Source organism: Arthrobacter sp. MDT1-48-3 (assembly GCF_054511015.1).
The window spans coordinates 822,360-837,625 of record NZ_JBTNDL010000001.1; the positions used below are offsets into that span (position 1 = coordinate 822,360).

Sequence of the window (15,266 nt, forward strand, 5' to 3'; positions counted from 1 at the left end):
TCAGGACTGCCGGGAGAGCCACTCACCGAGCGCTGCCCGCACGAGTTCCGCCCCGCGAGTGCCGCCGTAGTTGGCGGCGAAGCGCGGATCGGACACGTACATCTCCCCCAGCCCACGGATGTACTCCGCCGACAGGGACCCGTCGTCCCCGGTCGGCAGGCCGGGCACGCTGGAGAGCCAGGCGACGTGGCGCCGGGCGAGAGCCTGTGCCTCATCCCCCGCCGGGGAGACACCGCGCGCGGCGGCATCGGTCCATCCCGCGTTGAGCGCCGCGACGACGTCACCGAACGCGGCCTTCTCGTCGTCGCTCTTGCCGCGCCACCAGGAGTCACCCTGCTCGTACGCGTCGCGCCCCCATCGCTGTTCGACCTCGTCCCTGTACTGCGTGTGGTCGAATCCGTTGAACATCTTCTCCGGCATCGGTTCTTCTCCCTGTTCAAGGGCCTCCACCGTGGTGAGGACCGCAGTGATCTGCCGGTCGAGCCGTTGCTGCTCGCCGCGGAGGTGGTCGAGGTGGCGGCGCAGGGCGACTGCCGGTGCGTCCGCGGATCCGTCGTCGAGCACGTCGCGGATGACCGGCAGCGGCAGCCCCAGGGACCGCAGCAGCAGGATGCGCTGGAGCCGCACGAGGGTGTCCGCGTCGTAGTACCGGTAGCCGTTGGCCCCCACACGGGACGGTTCGAGCAGCCCGACGTCGCCGTAGTGGCGCAGGGTCCTGCTCGTCGTCCCCGCCAGGCGCGCGACGGTCGTGATCGGATAGTCCACCTGTTCCCGTCCTCCCCCGGGCGCATCGGGCGCCCGTGGGAACAACGGTAGGAGTTGACGCTGCGTCAAGGTCAAGGGCGGCCCGGACAGTTCGTGTGCCCACGCGCGGACGGCCGGCCCACCTCCCGGGGTCGGGCTCCCGCTATCCCTGTCCCGCTGCGCGGATCAGCTGTACCAGAACCACTGCGGCGGGCGCCATGACGCCGGCACCGCATGGGCGTTGAACGTGCCGCACTCGGAGCAGGTGTAGCTGGTGCTCGCGGAGATGAGGTCGGTGGAGTGTTCCGCCTGGCGCGCGGGGACGAACTCCTCGAAGATCAGGTAGTCGTCGGTGCGGCATCGGGGGCAGGAGGGTGCTTCGCCCATCTCGAGGGGTGAGAAGGGCGAACTGCTCGTGCGCAGGCTCCGCCCGTGATCGATTGTTGTCATAGGATTCACCGTTTCGGTCTTGCAACCGGCGCTGGGTGCAAGTAGTAAGGGTACTTATAGCTAAAATATAGACGCCGGCAACGCGTTCCGGAAGCACGGAATACGTGCCGGCGAGGAGCTCGTGGAGGCCCATCGGCTGGCACAATGGCCCTATGACGGCCAGGTCCCCGCGCTCCGCAGCGGCATTGTCCCCCGAGCAGGCGGCCCCCCTGCGGCGCGCCCTCGCAGCGAGCGGGGACGTCACCGTCTTCGTCGACGGTACGGCCCACCGGTTGCCGGACGAGGCCCAGGCAGCCGTCGTCGACCTGCTCGCGCGCCTGTCGGACGGCGACGCGGTCCAGGTGACGTCGGTCGCCGAGCTGCTGACCACCTCGCAGGCCGCAGAACTCGCCGGCATCTCGCACAGCTACCTCCGCAAACTCACCGACGCGGGAACCCTCGCGGTGGAGTACCGCGGGTCCCACCGCCGCATCCGCAGGTCCGACGTCGAGGACTGGCTCCGCAGCCAGTTGCGCCGCAGGGAAGCCTCCGCCGCGTCGACCGCTCCACCGGCAGCAGGGGATGCCGCAGGAGAATTTGTGGCCGAGCCCGAGGACCTGCCCGCCTGACGGGACGCCGGCCGGATCCGTCTCCGGCCGGTCAGGACTGCTCGAACCGGGGGCGGGACCTCCACCTCCGCGCCTTCAGCGCCAGGTGCAGCTCCAGCCGCACCATCCCGGCGAGCGGGTCGACGCCGATGACCGAACGGATCCTGCTCAGCCGGTTGTAGACGCTGCTGCGATGCAGGTGCAGCTGGGCGGCCACGTCCTGCACCGAGCCGTTCTTGTCGTAGAGCAGCTCGAGCACCGGCAGGAGCTCGTCCAGGCGGTCGGCCTCGCTCAACTCGGCGAAATGCACGCTGCCGAGGGCGGGGGCCTGCCAGCCCACGGCGCCGAGGAACTGGTAGACGCCGATGTCGGAGTACGGGCAGACCCTGGCGAGGTTGGGATCCACCGCGCCCGCCTGCACGGCATGCTGCGCCTGCTGGAAAGCCCCTTCGAGGCTGCGTGGATCGGCGGCCGGTTCGCTCAGACCGAGCACCATCCGGCCCGCCGGCCGGCCCGCCCGCTTGGCCACCTCTGCCCGGTAGCCGTCCAGGACGTGCTCCAGCACGCTGCGCCCGACCTCCGGCGCGCAGAGCAGGACGGAGAAGGCGGCCGCTCCTGCACTGAAGAGGACGGGCGCGACGCCGACGGTCGCCTGGAGTGCGAGCGTGCGGTGGAGGAGGGCTGCCTCGTGGGGGTCGTCGCCGACGCCGTCGGACAGCTCGTGCACCACCGCGAGGCGCCAGGGACCGTGCCCGCCGAGTTCGCGCCACCCCCGCAGCTCGTCGACGGCACCCGCGACGCCCCGGCACGCCGCGAGGAAGGTTGCCTCCCGCTGCGTACGCCGCGCCGAGGATGCCGTATCGGTCTCGAGGAGCAGCTCCGCGAGCCGGTCGATGGTCGGCCGGACCGAGGGGAGGACGGCGAGGATCTCGGCGGCGGGATCGTCGGTGGACTGCTGCTGCACCCAGAGGTAGCCCACCCGGAAGCCCCGCACGAGCAACGGGACGCAGACGCGTCCCAGCATGCCGAGATCGTCGTTGGCGGGGACGGCGACGGCACGCACGGCCTGCGCGATGCCGTGGCGGAGCTGCCACTCGCTGACGTCGGCGGGGACCTTCTTGCTCAGCAGGAAGTTCACGCGGACCCGGTCCGCCGAGGTCTGGTGGCTGCTGTAGGCGAGGAGCACGCCGTCGGGATCCTCGAGGGAGAGGCCGCGACCGAGCTTCTGAGCGATGGACTCGACGACATCCTCGATGGCCTGGTTCTGCACAGGCCAACACTAGGCGGAAGCGTCACCCGAAGCGACATCTGCCGCCCTGGGACTCGACATCTGTCGATGGCATTCTCCCGCCTCCGTCTGCTAGTGGCCCAGCTCACAATGCGTCACTGCCCGGGATCCCGGGCTCGACGCCGGTTCCGTCCTGACACCTCCGCTCCGAGCCGTCGGCCGGGGACCCCGAAACCCGCCCACGGGCCCCGGCACGGTCCCTATTCTGGACCTACCCCCGTCCGCCCGATCGCACCCGTGGAGAACCCAAATGATCATCGGCGTCCCCAAAGAAGTGAAGAACAACGAGTTCCGTGTAGCCATCACCGCATCCGGCGTGCACGAGTTCCGGGCCCGCGGGCACGTCGTGCTCGTGGAACGCGGCGCCGGGATCGGCTCGAGCATCACCGACGCGGAGTACGAGGCCGCCGGCGCGGAACTCGTGGAGGCGGCCGACGACGTCTGGGCACGTGCCGACATGGTGATGAAGGTCAAGGAACCCGTCGCCGCCGAGTACCACCGCTTCCGGAAGGGGCTCATCCTCTTCACCTACCTCCACCTCGCGGCGGAACCGGAACTGACCCGGGCGCTCCTCGACGCAGGCGTGACGGCCATCGCCTACGAGACCGTCCAGGACGGTCGGGCCCTCCCCCTGCTCGCACCGATGTCCGAGGTGGCCGGACGCCTGTCCGTGCAGGTGGGAGCCCAGGTGATGACAGCCCCCGCCGGGGGTCCCGGTCTGCTGCTCGGCGGCGTCGCGGGCGTTCGCGCCGCCAAGGTGGTGGTCCTCGGAGCCGGAGTCGCCGGGACCAACGCGACGGCGATGGCCGTGGGCACAGGGGCGGATGTCACCATCCTCGACATCGACATCGCACGTCTGCGCGAGCTCGACGCCCTGTACGCCGGACGCGTCCGGACCGTGGCATCGAACTCCCTCGAGATCGAGAAGTCGGTCCTCGAGGCCGACCTCGTCATCGGCTCCGTCCTCATCCCGGGAGCCCGGGCGCCGAAGCTCGTGACCAATGCGCTCGTGGCCCGCATGAAGCCGGGCAGCGTCCTCGTCGACATCGCCGTGGACCAGGGCGGGTGCTTCGAGGACTCCCGGGTCACCACGCACGAGGACCCCACGTTCACCGTCCACGGCTCGCTCTTCTACTGCGTCGGCAACATGCCGGGCGCCGTGCCGAACACCTCGACCTACGCCCTGACCAACGTGACCCTCCGCTACGCCGTCGCGCTCGCGGACAGGGGGGTGCGGGGAGCCTTCGAGACCGACGCCGCACTCGCCCGCGGGCTGAACGTCGCCGCCGGCAGGGTGGCCCACCACTCGGTGTCCCAGGCACACGGCCTGGAGCTGGCCGAGGACTGGACCCGGCTGGTCTAGTCTCCACGACAGGGTTCCGCAGCGCCGGTCCACCCGGCTCGTCCGGGGACACCCGGAAACCGGCGGGAGCACTGCCCCGGCGGGTCCCGCACGACCGGCGGGAGCTACCGGGGCCGGGCGGGGAACGACGCGTGGACCTGCTCGATGATCCGCACGACGGCGAGCGCGTCCTCGGCCGCAACCGGTACCGGCCCGCCCTCGATCGCCGCTGCGACGCCCTCGTAGAAGGACGGATAGGCGCCGGGTTCGATCGGGACCGGTTCGAGGTGCCCGTCGCGTCCGAGCAGCCCGTGCGCGCCGGCCTGCGCACCGGTCACGGTGCCAGGGGGCATCCCCGCCGCGAGCAGGCCCTCCTGCGGATCCGTGCCGAGGACGGTGAGGCCCGCGTCGTCCCCGGTCACGCGGAAGCGGGAGCGGACCTGCGGCGCGAGCGTCCCGGCGTGCAGGGTACTCGTCACACCACCGAGGTGCTGGAGCACGAGGAAGACCGTGTCGTCCGCCGTTCCTCCCGCCCGGTCGATCCGCAGGTCCGCGAACGCCGGGACGGCGGGGCCGAACAGGCTGAGCGCCTGGTCGATGAGATGCGGGCCGAGGTCGTAGAGGACTCCCCCGCCGGCACCGGGCCCGGCATCCCGCTTCCACGGCTTGGTGATGGACGGCTTCCAGGACTCCATCGCGGACTCGAAGGTCCGGATCCGGCCCAGCGCCCCCGACTCCACCACGGACCGCACGGTGAGGTAATCGCCGTCCCACCGACGGTTGGAGAAGGTTACGAGCAGGCGCCCGGCCGCCTGCGCCGCCTCGATCAGGCGCTCGCCGTCGTCCGCGTGCACCACGAAGGGCTTGTCGAGCACCACGTGCAGCCCCCTGCCGAGGGCCGCGGCGGCCAGGGCGGCGTGGGTCGCGTTGGGCGTGCTGATCACGGCCAGGTCCAGGTCCGGCACCGCCGCGAGTGCCTCGTCGAGGCTGCCGACGACGGCGGCGTCGGGGTAGGCGGTGCGGGCGGCCCGCCTGCGGTCCGCGCTGCGGACCACGACGGCGGCGAGCTCGAAGCGTGGATCGTGGGCGATCAGCGGGGCGTGGAAGACCCTGCCGCCGTGGCCGAACCCGACCAGCACGGTGCTGATCGCTCCGCGAGGTCCCTGCACCACGCGACCACCGTCCTCATCTCGCCACCGGACTCGTGGCCGGCGATGTTCAGTGTACGTGGGCTCCGGCCGGGGGCTGCCCGTGCGGTCCTGACGCCAGCGACGTGACCAGCACCCGCCAGGAGGCCTGGAGCCGGGCCGTGGACATGCCCCTGGACTCCTGCAGATGGAGCAGGAGCCCAGCATTGAGGAACGCGGCCAGCTGGTAGGAGCCGAGCTCCGGATCCGGCGCTCCGATCTGGCGCAGCAGCATGGACAGGTGCAGCCGGACGAGCTGCTGCGTCGGATGCTCCAGGTCCGCACCGCCCTGCTGCTCGGCGGCCCGCAGGATCTGTCCGTCGTAGCGCATCCTCTCGATGCTCGCCTCCCCGAAGGCCACCAGGCGATCGAGGGGGAGGGCCCCCGGGCCCAGCGGTGGCGGCCCCGCCATGAAGGCCTGCTGGAACGAACGGCCCGCATGGTCGGCGAGGGCGTGCATCAGGCCCGCCCTGTTCCCGAACCGGCGGAAGACCGTCCCCTTGCCCACGCCCGCCCGCCGCGCCACGGCGTCCGTGGTCAGCTTGTCCGGACCGCAGGACGCCACGATCTCGGCCGCGGCATCGAGGAGGAGCCTCCGGTTGCGCGCGGCATCGGTCCGTTCTCCGTCGTCTCCCGGAACCCGGAGCAATCCCTCGCCCTGCATCCCGCAACTATAGCGACGGAATAAAACGGACCACGGTCCGCTTGAACAGGACAGACGCAGTTCGCGCTCCCCTTTCGTCTCGACCTCACACCCCTGGGAGAACCGATGTCCACCACGATCCTGACCCTGGTCGGCAGCCTTCGCGAAGGCTCCATCAACCGCCAGCTCGCCGAAGCCGCCGTGGAGCACGCTCCCGATTCCGTCGAAGTCGTCACCTTCGACGCCCTGAGCGAGGTCCCCTTCTACAACGAGGACATCGACAACGACATCGACCGCCCGAAGGCCGCGGACGACCTCCGCGCCGCCGCCGCGGACGCCGACGCCCTGCTGCTCGTCTCCCCCGAGTACAACGGCACCATGCCCGCCGTGCTCAAGAACGCGATCGACTGGCTGTCCCGTCCCTACGGTGCCGGTGCCATCTCGAGCAAGCCCGCCGCCGTCATCGGATCCGCCTTCGGCCAGTACGGCGGAGTCTGGGCCCACGATGAGGCCCGCCGCGCCCTCGGGGTGGCCGGAGCCTCCGTGGTCGACGACGCCAAGTTGTCCATCGGCGGCTCGATCACCCGTTTCGCCGAGCTGCACCCGAAGGACGACAGCGAAGTAGCCGGTCAGGTGAGCGAGATCCTCGCCGCTCTGGCCGGTGCCACCACGCCTGTGGCGGCCTGATTCCCGTACGACGCGAAAGACGCCGGCGCACTGCGCCGGCGTCTTTCGTCGTTCCTGCCGCTGATCCGTCCCGTCAGTGCCAGAGGTTGTCCGCCCACGCGGCATCACGGAGGTAGTCCCGGGCCGGACCGATCTCCCAGAGCTCGCCCTGCGACTCGAGGACGCCGTCGTTCTGCATCGACTCGACCGCCTCGAAGGAGCACCCGAGGGCCTCCGAGAGATCGGCATCGTCAACGGCTAGCACGATGGTGTTCCTTGCATTCATGGTGCAGTCCTTCGCTCGATGGGTCGTGGCGGGACGGACCCTACTGGGGGTTGCGCGTCCCGTTCATCATGACGACCTGCGGCTTCCAGGTCCGTGCGTACAGTCCCAGTGCGGCCTCTTCGCGGGCCACGAAACCGAGACGATTGAGGGCCATGTGCGCCTGGTAGACCGTGAGGTGCTGGGCACTGCGGCTCACCCGCACCTTATCGGCGCGGTAGAGGTAGGTATCGAGCGCCCGGTACCAGCGTCGCCGCCAGTTGAGCACCGCTGATTCGGCGGCGGTCGCGGCCATCAGAGCGTGGAATCCCGATGCCTTGGAGGCGACCTGGGCGGTCATCGCCTCACGAACGCCGGCGGCACGGGGGCCCACGTCGGCGGTGCAGGTGCGCAGGTGGCTGTCCCAGTAGAAGTCCCACGAGAGCCGCCGCCGGTCGGGCCAGCCCGCCGAACGGGGACCGCGCATCATGCTCTGGGCGGCATCGAACAGGACGAGCGCGCCGAGCGCCGAGCGGCCGTGGATGCGCGGGAAGCGCTGGTTGGCCCAGACGGCGAGTTCGGAGCTGAGCTCGAAGACCTCCTCCGCCAGGTCGAGGCCCTCCACGCCGCCGTACTTGACGAGATTCGCCTCCAGTTGCGGATCCGCCATCTCCTGGCCGCCGGAATAGTAGGTGTTGCCCGCAGGGGGCGTGAACTGCTGCCGGACCGCCAGCAGCGGGAGGGTCCGTGCACTGCGGACCTGGAGCGCGCGCTGGAAGGCGCGGAGCCGCTCGAGGACCCGGGGATGGGCATGGATGCTGAGCCTGACCTGGCTGACGACGCCGGTGGATGCATCCTCGCACCGGGTGAAGTACCAGCGCTTCGCGCCGAGTGCCTGTGCCTGCGCCACCAGCGGGGTGACCAGCTCTTCGATGATGCCGTCCGCTACATCGAAGCCACCCGTCGAGAGGGAGAGATGCCACCATTGAGTGCTGACTGTCGTTCGTGAGGCGGTTCGAACGGCTGTCACCTGACTCATGGCTCTCTCCTTCAGGGTCTGTGGTCACCCCCGCTGGGGCGGGTTCCGGGTGGGGCCGCCGGGCTCTAGTCCGGGGCTCCCTGTTACTTGGGCCAGTCCCAGCTGCTCGCCGTCGGCTGGCTCTTCGGCCAATCCCAGCTGGCTGCGCTGACGGACTGGCCTGCCGGCACAACAGCCCCCACCAGGATCAACAGGCCTGCCGTTGCGCCGAGTACCTTTTTCATGGCGATCCTTCCTTGCCCGCTGTCCGGGAGGTCGAGCTGTCCGGCACTGCGACTCCGCAGTACCCGTTTCCTTCGGGGAGCCCTCGGGCTTCCCTCTGAACCGGCTCAACCAGAATGTCCGCCGGCGGCAGGTGGTGTCCAGCAGTACGGGTGGCCGTTTGTGGACATGACGCGAAGCGGACTCGGGCGCCCGGACCGGGCGGTCGACCGGTGCGGTTTCGCGCCGGGATTTCGCGGAAAGACGGTGGAATTGTCCTCCTACGGCACGGCGGAATTGCCAGCCGCACCGAACTGTCATTAACTGGACATGTCATGTTTTTCACGACATCGTGATGCTGCCGGCCGCCCGGTGGCCGGGGACGAGGACTGCTCATGCTGGATGCGACGTCGCTCGAGGTCTACCGGTACGCCGTCGGGCATCCCGGCTGGACGCGCGCCGATGCGTCCGAAGCGCTGGGCTTGACCCTGCGCCGCATCGACACGGCCATCGGTGAACTGTCCGGGCGGCGGCTCCTCAGCCCGCAGGCGGGCAACGGGGAGGGATTCGTGGCCGTGTCGCCCGACGTCGCCCTGGCCGATCTCGTCGACGCCGACGAGCGCGCCCTGCAGGACCTGAGGGCCCGGATCAGCGGCCGGCGCCGTGAACTCTCGAGCCTCCTCCCCACGTTCCTCGAAGCACGGAAGAGTGTCCTCGCCAGCACCTCCGTCGAGACTCTCGAGGACCCCCACCTCATCCATCGGGTCCTCATCGACTACGGTCGTGATGTCACGGAGAAGGTCTACATCGCCCAGCCAGGGCAGGGTTCGACGGCGGACGTCCACGAGGAGAGCGTGCGCAAGGACCTGGAGCTGCTGGAGAACGGGGTGCGGCGGCGGACGCTCTACGACACGAGCACGCGTGACCACGTGCCCACCCGCAAGGCCGTCGCGGCCATCGCGGCCGGCGGCGGCGAATTCGGCGTCCTGCCCTTCATCCCCCTGCGCATGCTGATCTTCGACGACAAGCTCGCCCTCGTGGGCCGCCAGCTGACCCGCGACGACAAGGCCGCCCTGGTCATCCGGGACCACAGCCTCATCAACATCTTCACGCACCTGTTCGACATCGCCTGGGAGATCAGCGAGTCCTTCCTCGCTCCCCAGCAGGTCGAGTCACCGCTCAGCAGCATGCAGCGCTCGATCATCCAGGGCCTGGCCAACGGCCTGTCCGACGAATCGATCGCCCGCCGCCTGGACATCAACGTGAGGACCTGCCGACGTCACATCGCGTGGATGCTCGAGACCCTCCGGGCCGACAGCCGGTTCCAGGCTGCGCTCAAGGCGCGTGAGGCCGGCTGGGTCTGATCAGCACCGGCATCGGCGGCATCGGCGGGGAACGCACCATCGGTCAACAGCTGTTGCCTGACGGTGAACCCGGGCCTAGACTCTGGGCGTGACGTCCTCCAGCGAAGCCTCCGCCGACCTCCTGCCCGCCGAGACCGAAGCCGCCCTCGAACGAGCAGTCGATTCCGCCAACCGCCACGATCAGCTCTTCTCGCTGCGGGCGGCCAACATCAAGCAGTCCGCGGTGCGCGATGTCTTCGACATCTCGATCCGCCCGGGCCTCGTCTCCCTCGCGGGAGGGAGTCCGTACCTGAAGTCCCTGCCGCTCGAGGACCTCGGGCGCACCGCCCAGAAGATCATCGCCGAGCACGGCCTCGAAGCCCTGCAGTACGGCGGCGGGCAGGGGATGACCGAGCTGCGCGAACTGGTCTGCGACGTCATGGCCGCGGAGGGCATCGAAGGCGCCCACCCCGAGGACGTCGTGATCACCACGGGCTCGCAGTCGGCGCAGGACGTCGCCGCGAAGGTCTTCTGCAATCCCGGCGACGTGATCCTGTGCGAGGACCCCACCTACGTGGGCGCCCTGAACACGTTCGAGGCCTACGAGGTCGACGTCGTCACCATCCCCATGGACGACGCCGGCCTGATCCTGGACGAGCTCGAGCGCGTCATCACCGAGCTCGAGGCGCAGGGCCGCGCCATCAAACTGCTCTACACCATCCCCAGCTTCAACAACCCGAGCGGCATCACACTGGCTGCCGAGCGTCGCCAGCGCGTCGTCGACATCTGCCGCGCCCACACCATCCTCGTGCTCGAGGACAACCCCTACGGCATGCTCCGGTTCGACGGCGAACCTCTGAAGCCCATGCGCGCCGACAACCCCGACGACGTGATCTACCTCGGCTCCTTCTCGAAGATCTTCGCGCCCGGGGTGCGGCTCGGCTGGGCCCTGGTGCCGAAGCACCTCTACCGCCGGTTCTACCTCGCCTGTGAAGCCGTGGTGCTGTGCCCGTCCCCGCTCACGCAGATGCTCGTGACCGCCTACCTCACCGAGTACGACTGGCAGGGACACCTGCGCACCATGCGCAGCCTCTACCGCGAGCGGTGCGACGCCATGCTGGGCGCGCTCGCCGAGGAACTCCCGGAAGGGGTCCACTGGACCAACCCCGACGGCGGGTTCTTCGTCTGGGTCACCCTGCCGGAGGGCATCGACACCTATCCCCTGCTGTACAAGGCGATCGACGCCGGCGTCGTGTTCATCCCCGGAGCCGCATTCACGCCGTCGGACGATCCCTCCAACAAGCTCCGCCTCGCCTTCAGCGCCGTGGCGCCGGAGGACATCGTCGAGGGCGTACGGCGCCTCGCGCCGATCCTGCGCGAGGCGATCGAGGACAACCGACGCTGATGCGGTAGCGCCGGCGTCCGGTCCTTCGACCGCCGCCGGTACGCACGCGCCCGGCCCTCCCGAAGCGGGACCGTCAGCGGGGCGGGCGCTTCTGCTGGCGCAGCGTCACCGCGATCGAGATGAGGGCGGCTCCGATCACGAGGATGGACAGCCGCGCCACGGTGCCGAGACCCGGGAAGGCCAGCTGCAGGACGGTCGACGCGAGGAACCCGAGTGCGACGACGAGCAGGAGCCGGCTCAGCGGATAGCGCGCGCGGGGCCGGCGGCCAGGCCCCTCACCGGGTAGCTGCTGGTTCATGAGCCCACCCTAGTCGAGCAGCAGTGCCGGCTCCTCGAGGATGGAGGCGACGTCGGCCATGAACCGTGCGCTCAGGTCGCCGTCGACCACGCGGTGGTCGAAGGACCCTCCGAGCGTGGTGATCCAGCGGGGGATGACCTCGCCGTCGAGGACCCAGGGCTTCTGCTTGATGGTGCCGAACGCGACGATCGCCACCTCCCCCGGGTTGATGATCGGCGTTCCCGTGTCGATGCCGAGGGCACCGATGTTGGTGATCGTCAGCGTGCCGCCCTGCATCTGGGCCGGCTGTGTCCTGCCGGCGCGCGCCGTCGTCGCCAGGTCGTTCAGCGCCAGCGCCAGCTCCTTGAGCGAGAGGTCCTGCGCGTCCTTGATGTTCGGCACTATGAGGCCACGGGGCGTGGCGGCCGCGATCCCGAGGTTCATGAAGTGCTTGACGAGGATCTCGTCATCGGTCCAGGTCGCGTTGACGGAGGGATTGCGGGCCGCAGCCCAGATGACGGCCTTCGCGAGGATCAGCAGCGGCGAGACCTTGATGCCCTCGAAGTCGCGCGACGCCTTCAGCCGCTTGACGAACTCCATGGTGCGGGATGCATCGACGTCCACGAAGATACTCACGTGCGGAGCCGTGAAGGCGCTCTGCACCATCGCCCTCGCCGTGGCCCTGCGGACGCCCTTCACCGGGATGCGCTCGATGCGCCCTCCGCCCAGGAGCGTGCGGTCGGCCCAGAAGGACGGGGCGCCGTCCTGTTCGGCGTCGCGCTGGGACTGGTAGCTCATGAGGTCCTGCTTGGTGACCTCGCCGGCCGAACCCGTCGCCGGGACGTCGGCGAGGTTGATGCCGAGGTCACGCGCGGCCTTGCGGACCGGAGGCTTCGCCAGCACGCGGTTGATCAGCTGGTTGAGCGGATTCGTCCGAGCGGCCGGCTCGGCCTCCGGCCGATCCTGGCTGCCGGACGGAGGCTCCGGCGGCGCCTGCGGGACGGGTCCCGGTCGTGCGGGGGCCTGTGCGGGGCTGGGCGGCACCGGAAGGCCCGCAGCGGGCGCCTGTGCTTTCCGCGGCCTGCGCTTCACCGCGTCGGCCTTCGGGCCGGTGCCCACGAGGGGACCCGGTGCCGCCTCCGGTGCCGCGGCTCCCGGTCGGTCCGCGTCGGCGCCCGGGCGCGACGGGTGGCCCTGTTCGAGCCCTCCGAGCTCCCCCGGCATGCCGGGTACCGGCACGTCGTCCCCGGCTGCCGATTGCTGGTCGCCGTCGCGCCCTGCCGCGTCCGTACCCGCGCCGGCACCGTCGCGCTGGGGCGCACCGGTGCGCTCTCCGCCGTCGCTCCCGACGCCCGGGCCGGAGGCCGCGTCCTCGACCGAGATGATCGGCGTCCCCACCTCGATGGTCTCGCCCTCGGCCACGAGCAGCTCCGACACCGTTCCCGCGTAGGGCGAGGAGAGTTCGACGAGGGACTTCGCGGTCTCGATCTCGCAGATGATGTCGTTGACGGACACCATGGCGCCGGGGGCCACCTTCCACTGCACGATCTCTGCCTCGGTGAGGCCCTCACCGACGTCGGGCAGGTTGAACGTATTGAGCGTCATGATGGTCCTTCAGTATGCGAAGGCACGGTCGAGTGCCTCGAGGATGCGGTCGATGTCCGGCAGGTACTGCTCCTCCACGCGGGCCACGGGATAGGGCATGTGGAAGCCGCCCACGCGGATGACGGGTGCTTCGAGGGAGAGGAACGCCCGCTCGGAGATCCGTGCGGCGATCTCCCCGCCGATGCCGCCGAACGTGGGGGCCTCGTGCGCGACGACCAGCCGGCCCGTCCGCGTCACCGACTCCGTGACGGTGTCGAAGTCGATCGGCGAGATGGAGCGGAGGTCGATGACCTCGATGCTCCGGCCGTCCTCCTCGGCAGCGGCGGCCGCCGCGAGGGCCACGGGCACCAGCGGACCGTAGGCGACGACGGTCGCGTCCGTTCCGCGGCGCAGGACCTGGGCGGAGAACGGGTCCGCGGTGGGAGCCGCGGTATCCACCTCGCCCTTGAGCCAGTAGCGCCGCTTCGGCTCGAAGACGATCACGGGGTCCTCGCAGGTGACGGCCTGCTGGATCATCCAGTAGGCGTCCTGTGCGTTGGACGGCGTGATGATCCGCAGCCCGGCGGTGTGGGCGAAGAGCGCCTCGGGCGACTCGGAGTGGTGCTCGACGCTGCCGATGCCCCCTCCGTAGGGGATCCGGATGACCACGGGCGCGCTGAGCATGCCGTCACTGCGGGTGCGGAGCTTCGCGAGCTGCGTGGTGATCTGGTTGAAGCCGGGGAAGACGAATCCGTCGAACTGGATCTCGCAGATGGGGCGGTAGCCCCGCAGGGCCAGCCCGATCGCGGTCCCGATGATGCCCGATTCCGCCAGCGGCGAGTCGACGACGCGCAGGGCCCCGAAGTCCTTCTTGAGGCCGTCGGTGACGCGGTATACCCCGCCGAGCTCCCCGATGTCCTCGCCCATGAGCAGGGTCTTCGGGTCGTTCGCGAGCGACGCGCGCAGGCCCTCGTTGATCGCCTTCGCGATGGTCATCGTCGCCATCAGGCGTGCTTCCCTTCATCGGCGAATCCGGCTTCGTACTGCTCGAAGAAGCGCAGCTCCTCCTGGATCAGCGGATGCGGTTCCGCGTACACCGCGGCGAAGCGGTCGGCGAGATCCGGAGCCGTCATGGACAGCACCGCCTCGCGCAGTCCGGCGGCCATGGTGCGGGCCTCGGCGCCGAGGTCCTCGAAGAACGCGTCGTCGGCCATGCCGGTCGAGCGGAGGTGGGTCTCGAGACGGACCAGGGGGTCCCGGGGCTGCCATTCCTGCTCGTCGTGCGACAACCGGTACTTTGTGGGGTCGTCCGCCGTGGTGTGCGCGCTCATGCGGTAGGTATACGCCTCGATCAGCACCGGCCCCTTGCCGGACCGCGCATGCTCGAGCGCCCACCGCGTGACCGCTTCGACGGCGACGACATCGTTGCCGTCGACCCGGATGCCCGGGAACCCGTAGCCCTCAGCCCGCTGCGCGAGGGGCACCCGGGTCTGGACCGTCGAGGGGACGGAGATGGCCCACTGGTTGTTCTGGCAGAAGAACACCACGGGCGCGTCGAAGGACGCGGCGAACACCATGGATTCGTGGATATCACCCTCGGAACTCGCGCCGTCACCGAAATAGGCGATCGAGGCCGCGGGCGGGAGGGAGGGGTCGGCCAGCTGGTCGCGCTGCATCCCCATTGCGTAGCCGACGGCGTGCAGGGACTGCGCCGCCAGCACCAGCGTGTAGAGGTGGAAGTTCCGCTCCCGGGGGTCCCAGCCGCCGTTGGTCACGCCCCGGAACAGGCGGAGGATCTCGGCGAGTTCGACGCCGCGGGTGAGGGCGACGCCGTGCTCCCGGTAGGTGGGAAAGGCGTAGTCCTGCGGCTCGAGGGCACGGCCGGAGCCGATCTGTGCGGCTTCCTGGCCCGTGAGCGGCACCCAGAGGGCCAATTGGCCCTGGCGCTGCAGCGCCGTCGACTCCTGGTCGAAGCGCCGGATCAGGAACATGTCGCGGTACAGGGACCGCAGGTGGTCGGGGTCGGATGTCGAGAGGTAGGGGGAGAAGTCGACCGGACGGCCGGCGACCTCTGCGCTCAGTCCTGCCGCCATGGTGCCGTCGGCCGCGAGGACCTGGAGCATGTCGATGCCCGGCTCCCGCCGGCCGTCCGCCTCCGCGGGATGTGCAGCCCGCACGACTTCCTCGACCTCGAACTCCGCTGTCGGCAATCGGTTGCCGTTCATACTGCTCCTTACCCGACGCTGTA

16 protein-coding genes are annotated in these 15,266 nt (G+C 70.0%); 5 read left to right on the forward strand and 11 right to left on the reverse strand.

Annotation, left to right across the window (positions count from 1 at the left end; translation table 11 throughout):
- Positions 1-765, reverse strand: a complete 765-nt coding sequence (locus tag ACX80L_RS04075) for a MerR family transcriptional regulator (protein WP_459287826.1) — start codon at positions 763-765, stop codon at positions 1-3.
- A 165-nt stretch (positions 766-930) separates the two neighbouring features.
- Positions 931-1,194: a hypothetical protein gene (locus ACX80L_RS04080; protein WP_459287828.1), complete on the reverse strand. Its 264-nt coding sequence runs from the start codon at positions 1,192-1,194 to the stop codon at positions 931-933.
- 152 nt (positions 1,195-1,346) lie between these two features.
- Between ACX80L_RS04080 and ACX80L_RS04085 the strand changes: the two genes are divergently transcribed.
- Positions 1,347-1,802: a helix-turn-helix domain-containing protein gene (locus ACX80L_RS04085; RefSeq protein WP_459287830.1), complete on the forward strand. Its 456-nt coding sequence runs from the start codon at positions 1,347-1,349 to the stop codon at positions 1,800-1,802.
- A 31-nt stretch (positions 1,803-1,833) separates the two neighbouring features.
- Here the strand turns inward: ACX80L_RS04085 and ACX80L_RS04090 are convergent, their stop codons facing one another.
- Positions 1,834-3,051 (reverse strand): PucR family transcriptional regulator, encoded by a 1,218-nt coding sequence (locus tag ACX80L_RS04090; RefSeq protein ID WP_459287832.1) that lies wholly within the window; start codon positions 3,049-3,051, stop codon positions 1,834-1,836.
- Positions 3,052-3,319: 268 nt separating this feature from the next.
- On the opposite strand from ACX80L_RS04090, the gene ald reads away from it, so the two are divergent.
- Positions 3,320-4,432 carry an alanine dehydrogenase gene (gene ald, locus ACX80L_RS04095; RefSeq protein WP_459269024.1) on the forward strand — a complete coding sequence of 371 codons (1,113 nt, stop codon included), beginning with the start codon at positions 3,320-3,322 and terminating at the stop codon, positions 4,430-4,432.
- 104 nt (positions 4,433-4,536) lie between these two features.
- Here ald and ACX80L_RS04100 read toward each other — a convergent pair whose 3' ends face one another.
- Together ACX80L_RS04100 and ACX80L_RS04105 are read right to left on the reverse strand one after the other, a co-directional pair.
- The gene (locus tag ACX80L_RS04100) at positions 4,537-5,583 is read right to left on the reverse strand and encodes a Gfo/Idh/MocA family protein (RefSeq protein ID WP_459287834.1); all 1,047 of its coding nucleotides are present in this window, start codon (positions 5,581-5,583) and stop codon (positions 4,537-4,539) included.
- A 46-nt stretch (positions 5,584-5,629) separates the two neighbouring features.
- Positions 5,630-6,262 carry a TetR/AcrR family transcriptional regulator gene (locus ACX80L_RS04105; RefSeq protein ID WP_459287836.1) on the reverse strand — a complete coding sequence of 211 codons (633 nt, stop codon included), beginning with the start codon at positions 6,260-6,262 and terminating at the stop codon, positions 5,630-5,632.
- Positions 6,263-6,367: 105 nt separating this feature from the next.
- On the opposite strand from ACX80L_RS04105, the gene ACX80L_RS04110 reads away from it, so the two are divergent.
- On the forward strand, positions 6,368-6,928 hold the full coding sequence (locus tag ACX80L_RS04110) for an NAD(P)H-dependent oxidoreductase (RefSeq protein ID WP_459287838.1): 561 nt from the start codon (positions 6,368-6,370) through the stop codon (positions 6,926-6,928).
- Positions 6,929-7,001: 73 nt separating this feature from the next.
- Here the strand turns inward: ACX80L_RS04110 and ACX80L_RS04115 are convergent, their stop codons facing one another.
- Entirely contained in the window at positions 7,002-7,172 is a 171-nt protein-coding gene (locus ACX80L_RS04115) for a hypothetical protein (RefSeq protein ID WP_459287840.1), read from the reverse strand.
- 61 nt (positions 7,173-7,233) lie between these two features.
- Positions 7,234-8,208, reverse strand: a complete 975-nt coding sequence (locus ACX80L_RS04120) for a lantibiotic dehydratase C-terminal domain-containing protein (RefSeq protein WP_459287842.1) — start codon at positions 8,206-8,208, stop codon at positions 7,234-7,236.
- A 596-nt stretch (positions 8,209-8,804) separates the two neighbouring features.
- Here ACX80L_RS04120 and ACX80L_RS04125 point away from each other — a divergent pair.
- Positions 8,805-9,773, forward strand: coding sequence for a LuxR C-terminal-related transcriptional regulator (locus ACX80L_RS04125; protein WP_459287844.1), 969 nt, complete (start codon positions 8,805-8,807; stop codon positions 9,771-9,773).
- 88 nt (positions 9,774-9,861) lie between these two features.
- Entirely contained in the window at positions 9,862-11,157 is a 1,296-nt protein-coding gene (locus ACX80L_RS04130; RefSeq protein WP_459287846.1) for an aminotransferase-like domain-containing protein, read from the forward strand.
- A 73-nt stretch (positions 11,158-11,230) separates the two neighbouring features.
- On the opposite strand, the gene ACX80L_RS04135 is transcribed toward ACX80L_RS04130, so the two are convergent.
- Genes ACX80L_RS04135 through pdhA form a run of 4 tightly spaced genes read right to left on the reverse strand, consistent with a single transcriptional unit; the run spans position 11,231 to position 15,243 of the window.
- Complete coding sequence (locus tag ACX80L_RS04135; protein ID WP_133081532.1) at positions 11,231-11,455, reverse strand: hypothetical protein; 225 nt, start codon at positions 11,453-11,455, stop codon at positions 11,231-11,233.
- Between the two features lie 9 nt (positions 11,456-11,464).
- Entirely contained in the window at positions 11,465-13,039 is a 1,575-nt protein-coding gene (locus tag ACX80L_RS04140; RefSeq protein ID WP_459287848.1) for a dihydrolipoamide acetyltransferase family protein, read from the reverse strand.
- Between the two features lie 9 nt (positions 13,040-13,048).
- Positions 13,049-14,023, reverse strand: a complete 975-nt coding sequence (locus ACX80L_RS04145; protein ID WP_133081534.1) for a transketolase C-terminal domain-containing protein — start codon at positions 14,021-14,023, stop codon at positions 13,049-13,051.
- Entirely contained in the window at positions 14,023-15,243 is a 1,221-nt protein-coding gene (gene pdhA / locus ACX80L_RS04150) for a pyruvate dehydrogenase (acetyl-transferring) E1 component subunit alpha (protein ID WP_459287850.1), read from the reverse strand. Before pdhA ends, ACX80L_RS04145 begins: the two co-directional genes overlap by 1 nt.
- Positions 15,244-15,266 lie beyond the last annotated feature (23 nt).

Excerpts from the sequence above, each read along its gene's own strand:
- ACX80L_RS04080 (WP_459287828.1), bottom strand. The coding sequence starts at position 1,194 with ATGACAACAATCGATCACGGGCGGAGCCTGCGCACGAGCAGTTCGCCC.
- ACX80L_RS04085 (WP_459287830.1), top strand. The coding sequence starts at position 1,347 with ATGACGGCCAGGTCCCCGCGCTCCGCAGCGGCATTGTCCCCCGAGCAG.
- ald (WP_459269024.1), top strand. The coding sequence starts at position 3,320 with ATGATCATCGGCGTCCCCAAAGAAGTGAAGAACAACGAGTTCCGTGTA.
- ACX80L_RS04105 (WP_459287836.1), bottom strand. The coding sequence starts at position 6,262 with ATGCAGGGCGAGGGATTGCTCCGGGTTCCGGGAGACGACGGAGAACGG.
- ACX80L_RS04110 (WP_459287838.1), top strand. The coding sequence starts at position 6,368 with ATGTCCACCACGATCCTGACCCTGGTCGGCAGCCTTCGCGAAGGCTCC.
- ACX80L_RS04120 (WP_459287842.1), bottom strand. The coding sequence starts at position 8,208 with ATGAGTCAGGTGACAGCCGTTCGAACCGCCTCACGAACGACAGTCAGC.
- ACX80L_RS04125 (WP_459287844.1), top strand. The coding sequence starts at position 8,805 with ATGCTGGATGCGACGTCGCTCGAGGTCTACCGGTACGCCGTCGGGCAT.
- ACX80L_RS04135 (WP_133081532.1), bottom strand. The coding sequence starts at position 11,455 with ATGAACCAGCAGCTACCCGGTGAGGGGCCTGGCCGCCGGCCCCGCGCG.
- ACX80L_RS04140 (WP_459287848.1), bottom strand. The coding sequence starts at position 13,039 with ATGACGCTCAATACGTTCAACCTGCCCGACGTCGGTGAGGGCCTCACC.
- ACX80L_RS04145 (WP_133081534.1), bottom strand. The coding sequence starts at position 14,023 with ATGGCGACGATGACCATCGCGAAGGCGATCAACGAGGGCCTGCGCGCG.
- pdhA (WP_459287850.1), bottom strand. The coding sequence starts at position 15,243 with ATGAACGGCAACCGATTGCCGACAGCGGAGTTCGAGGTCGAGGAAGTC.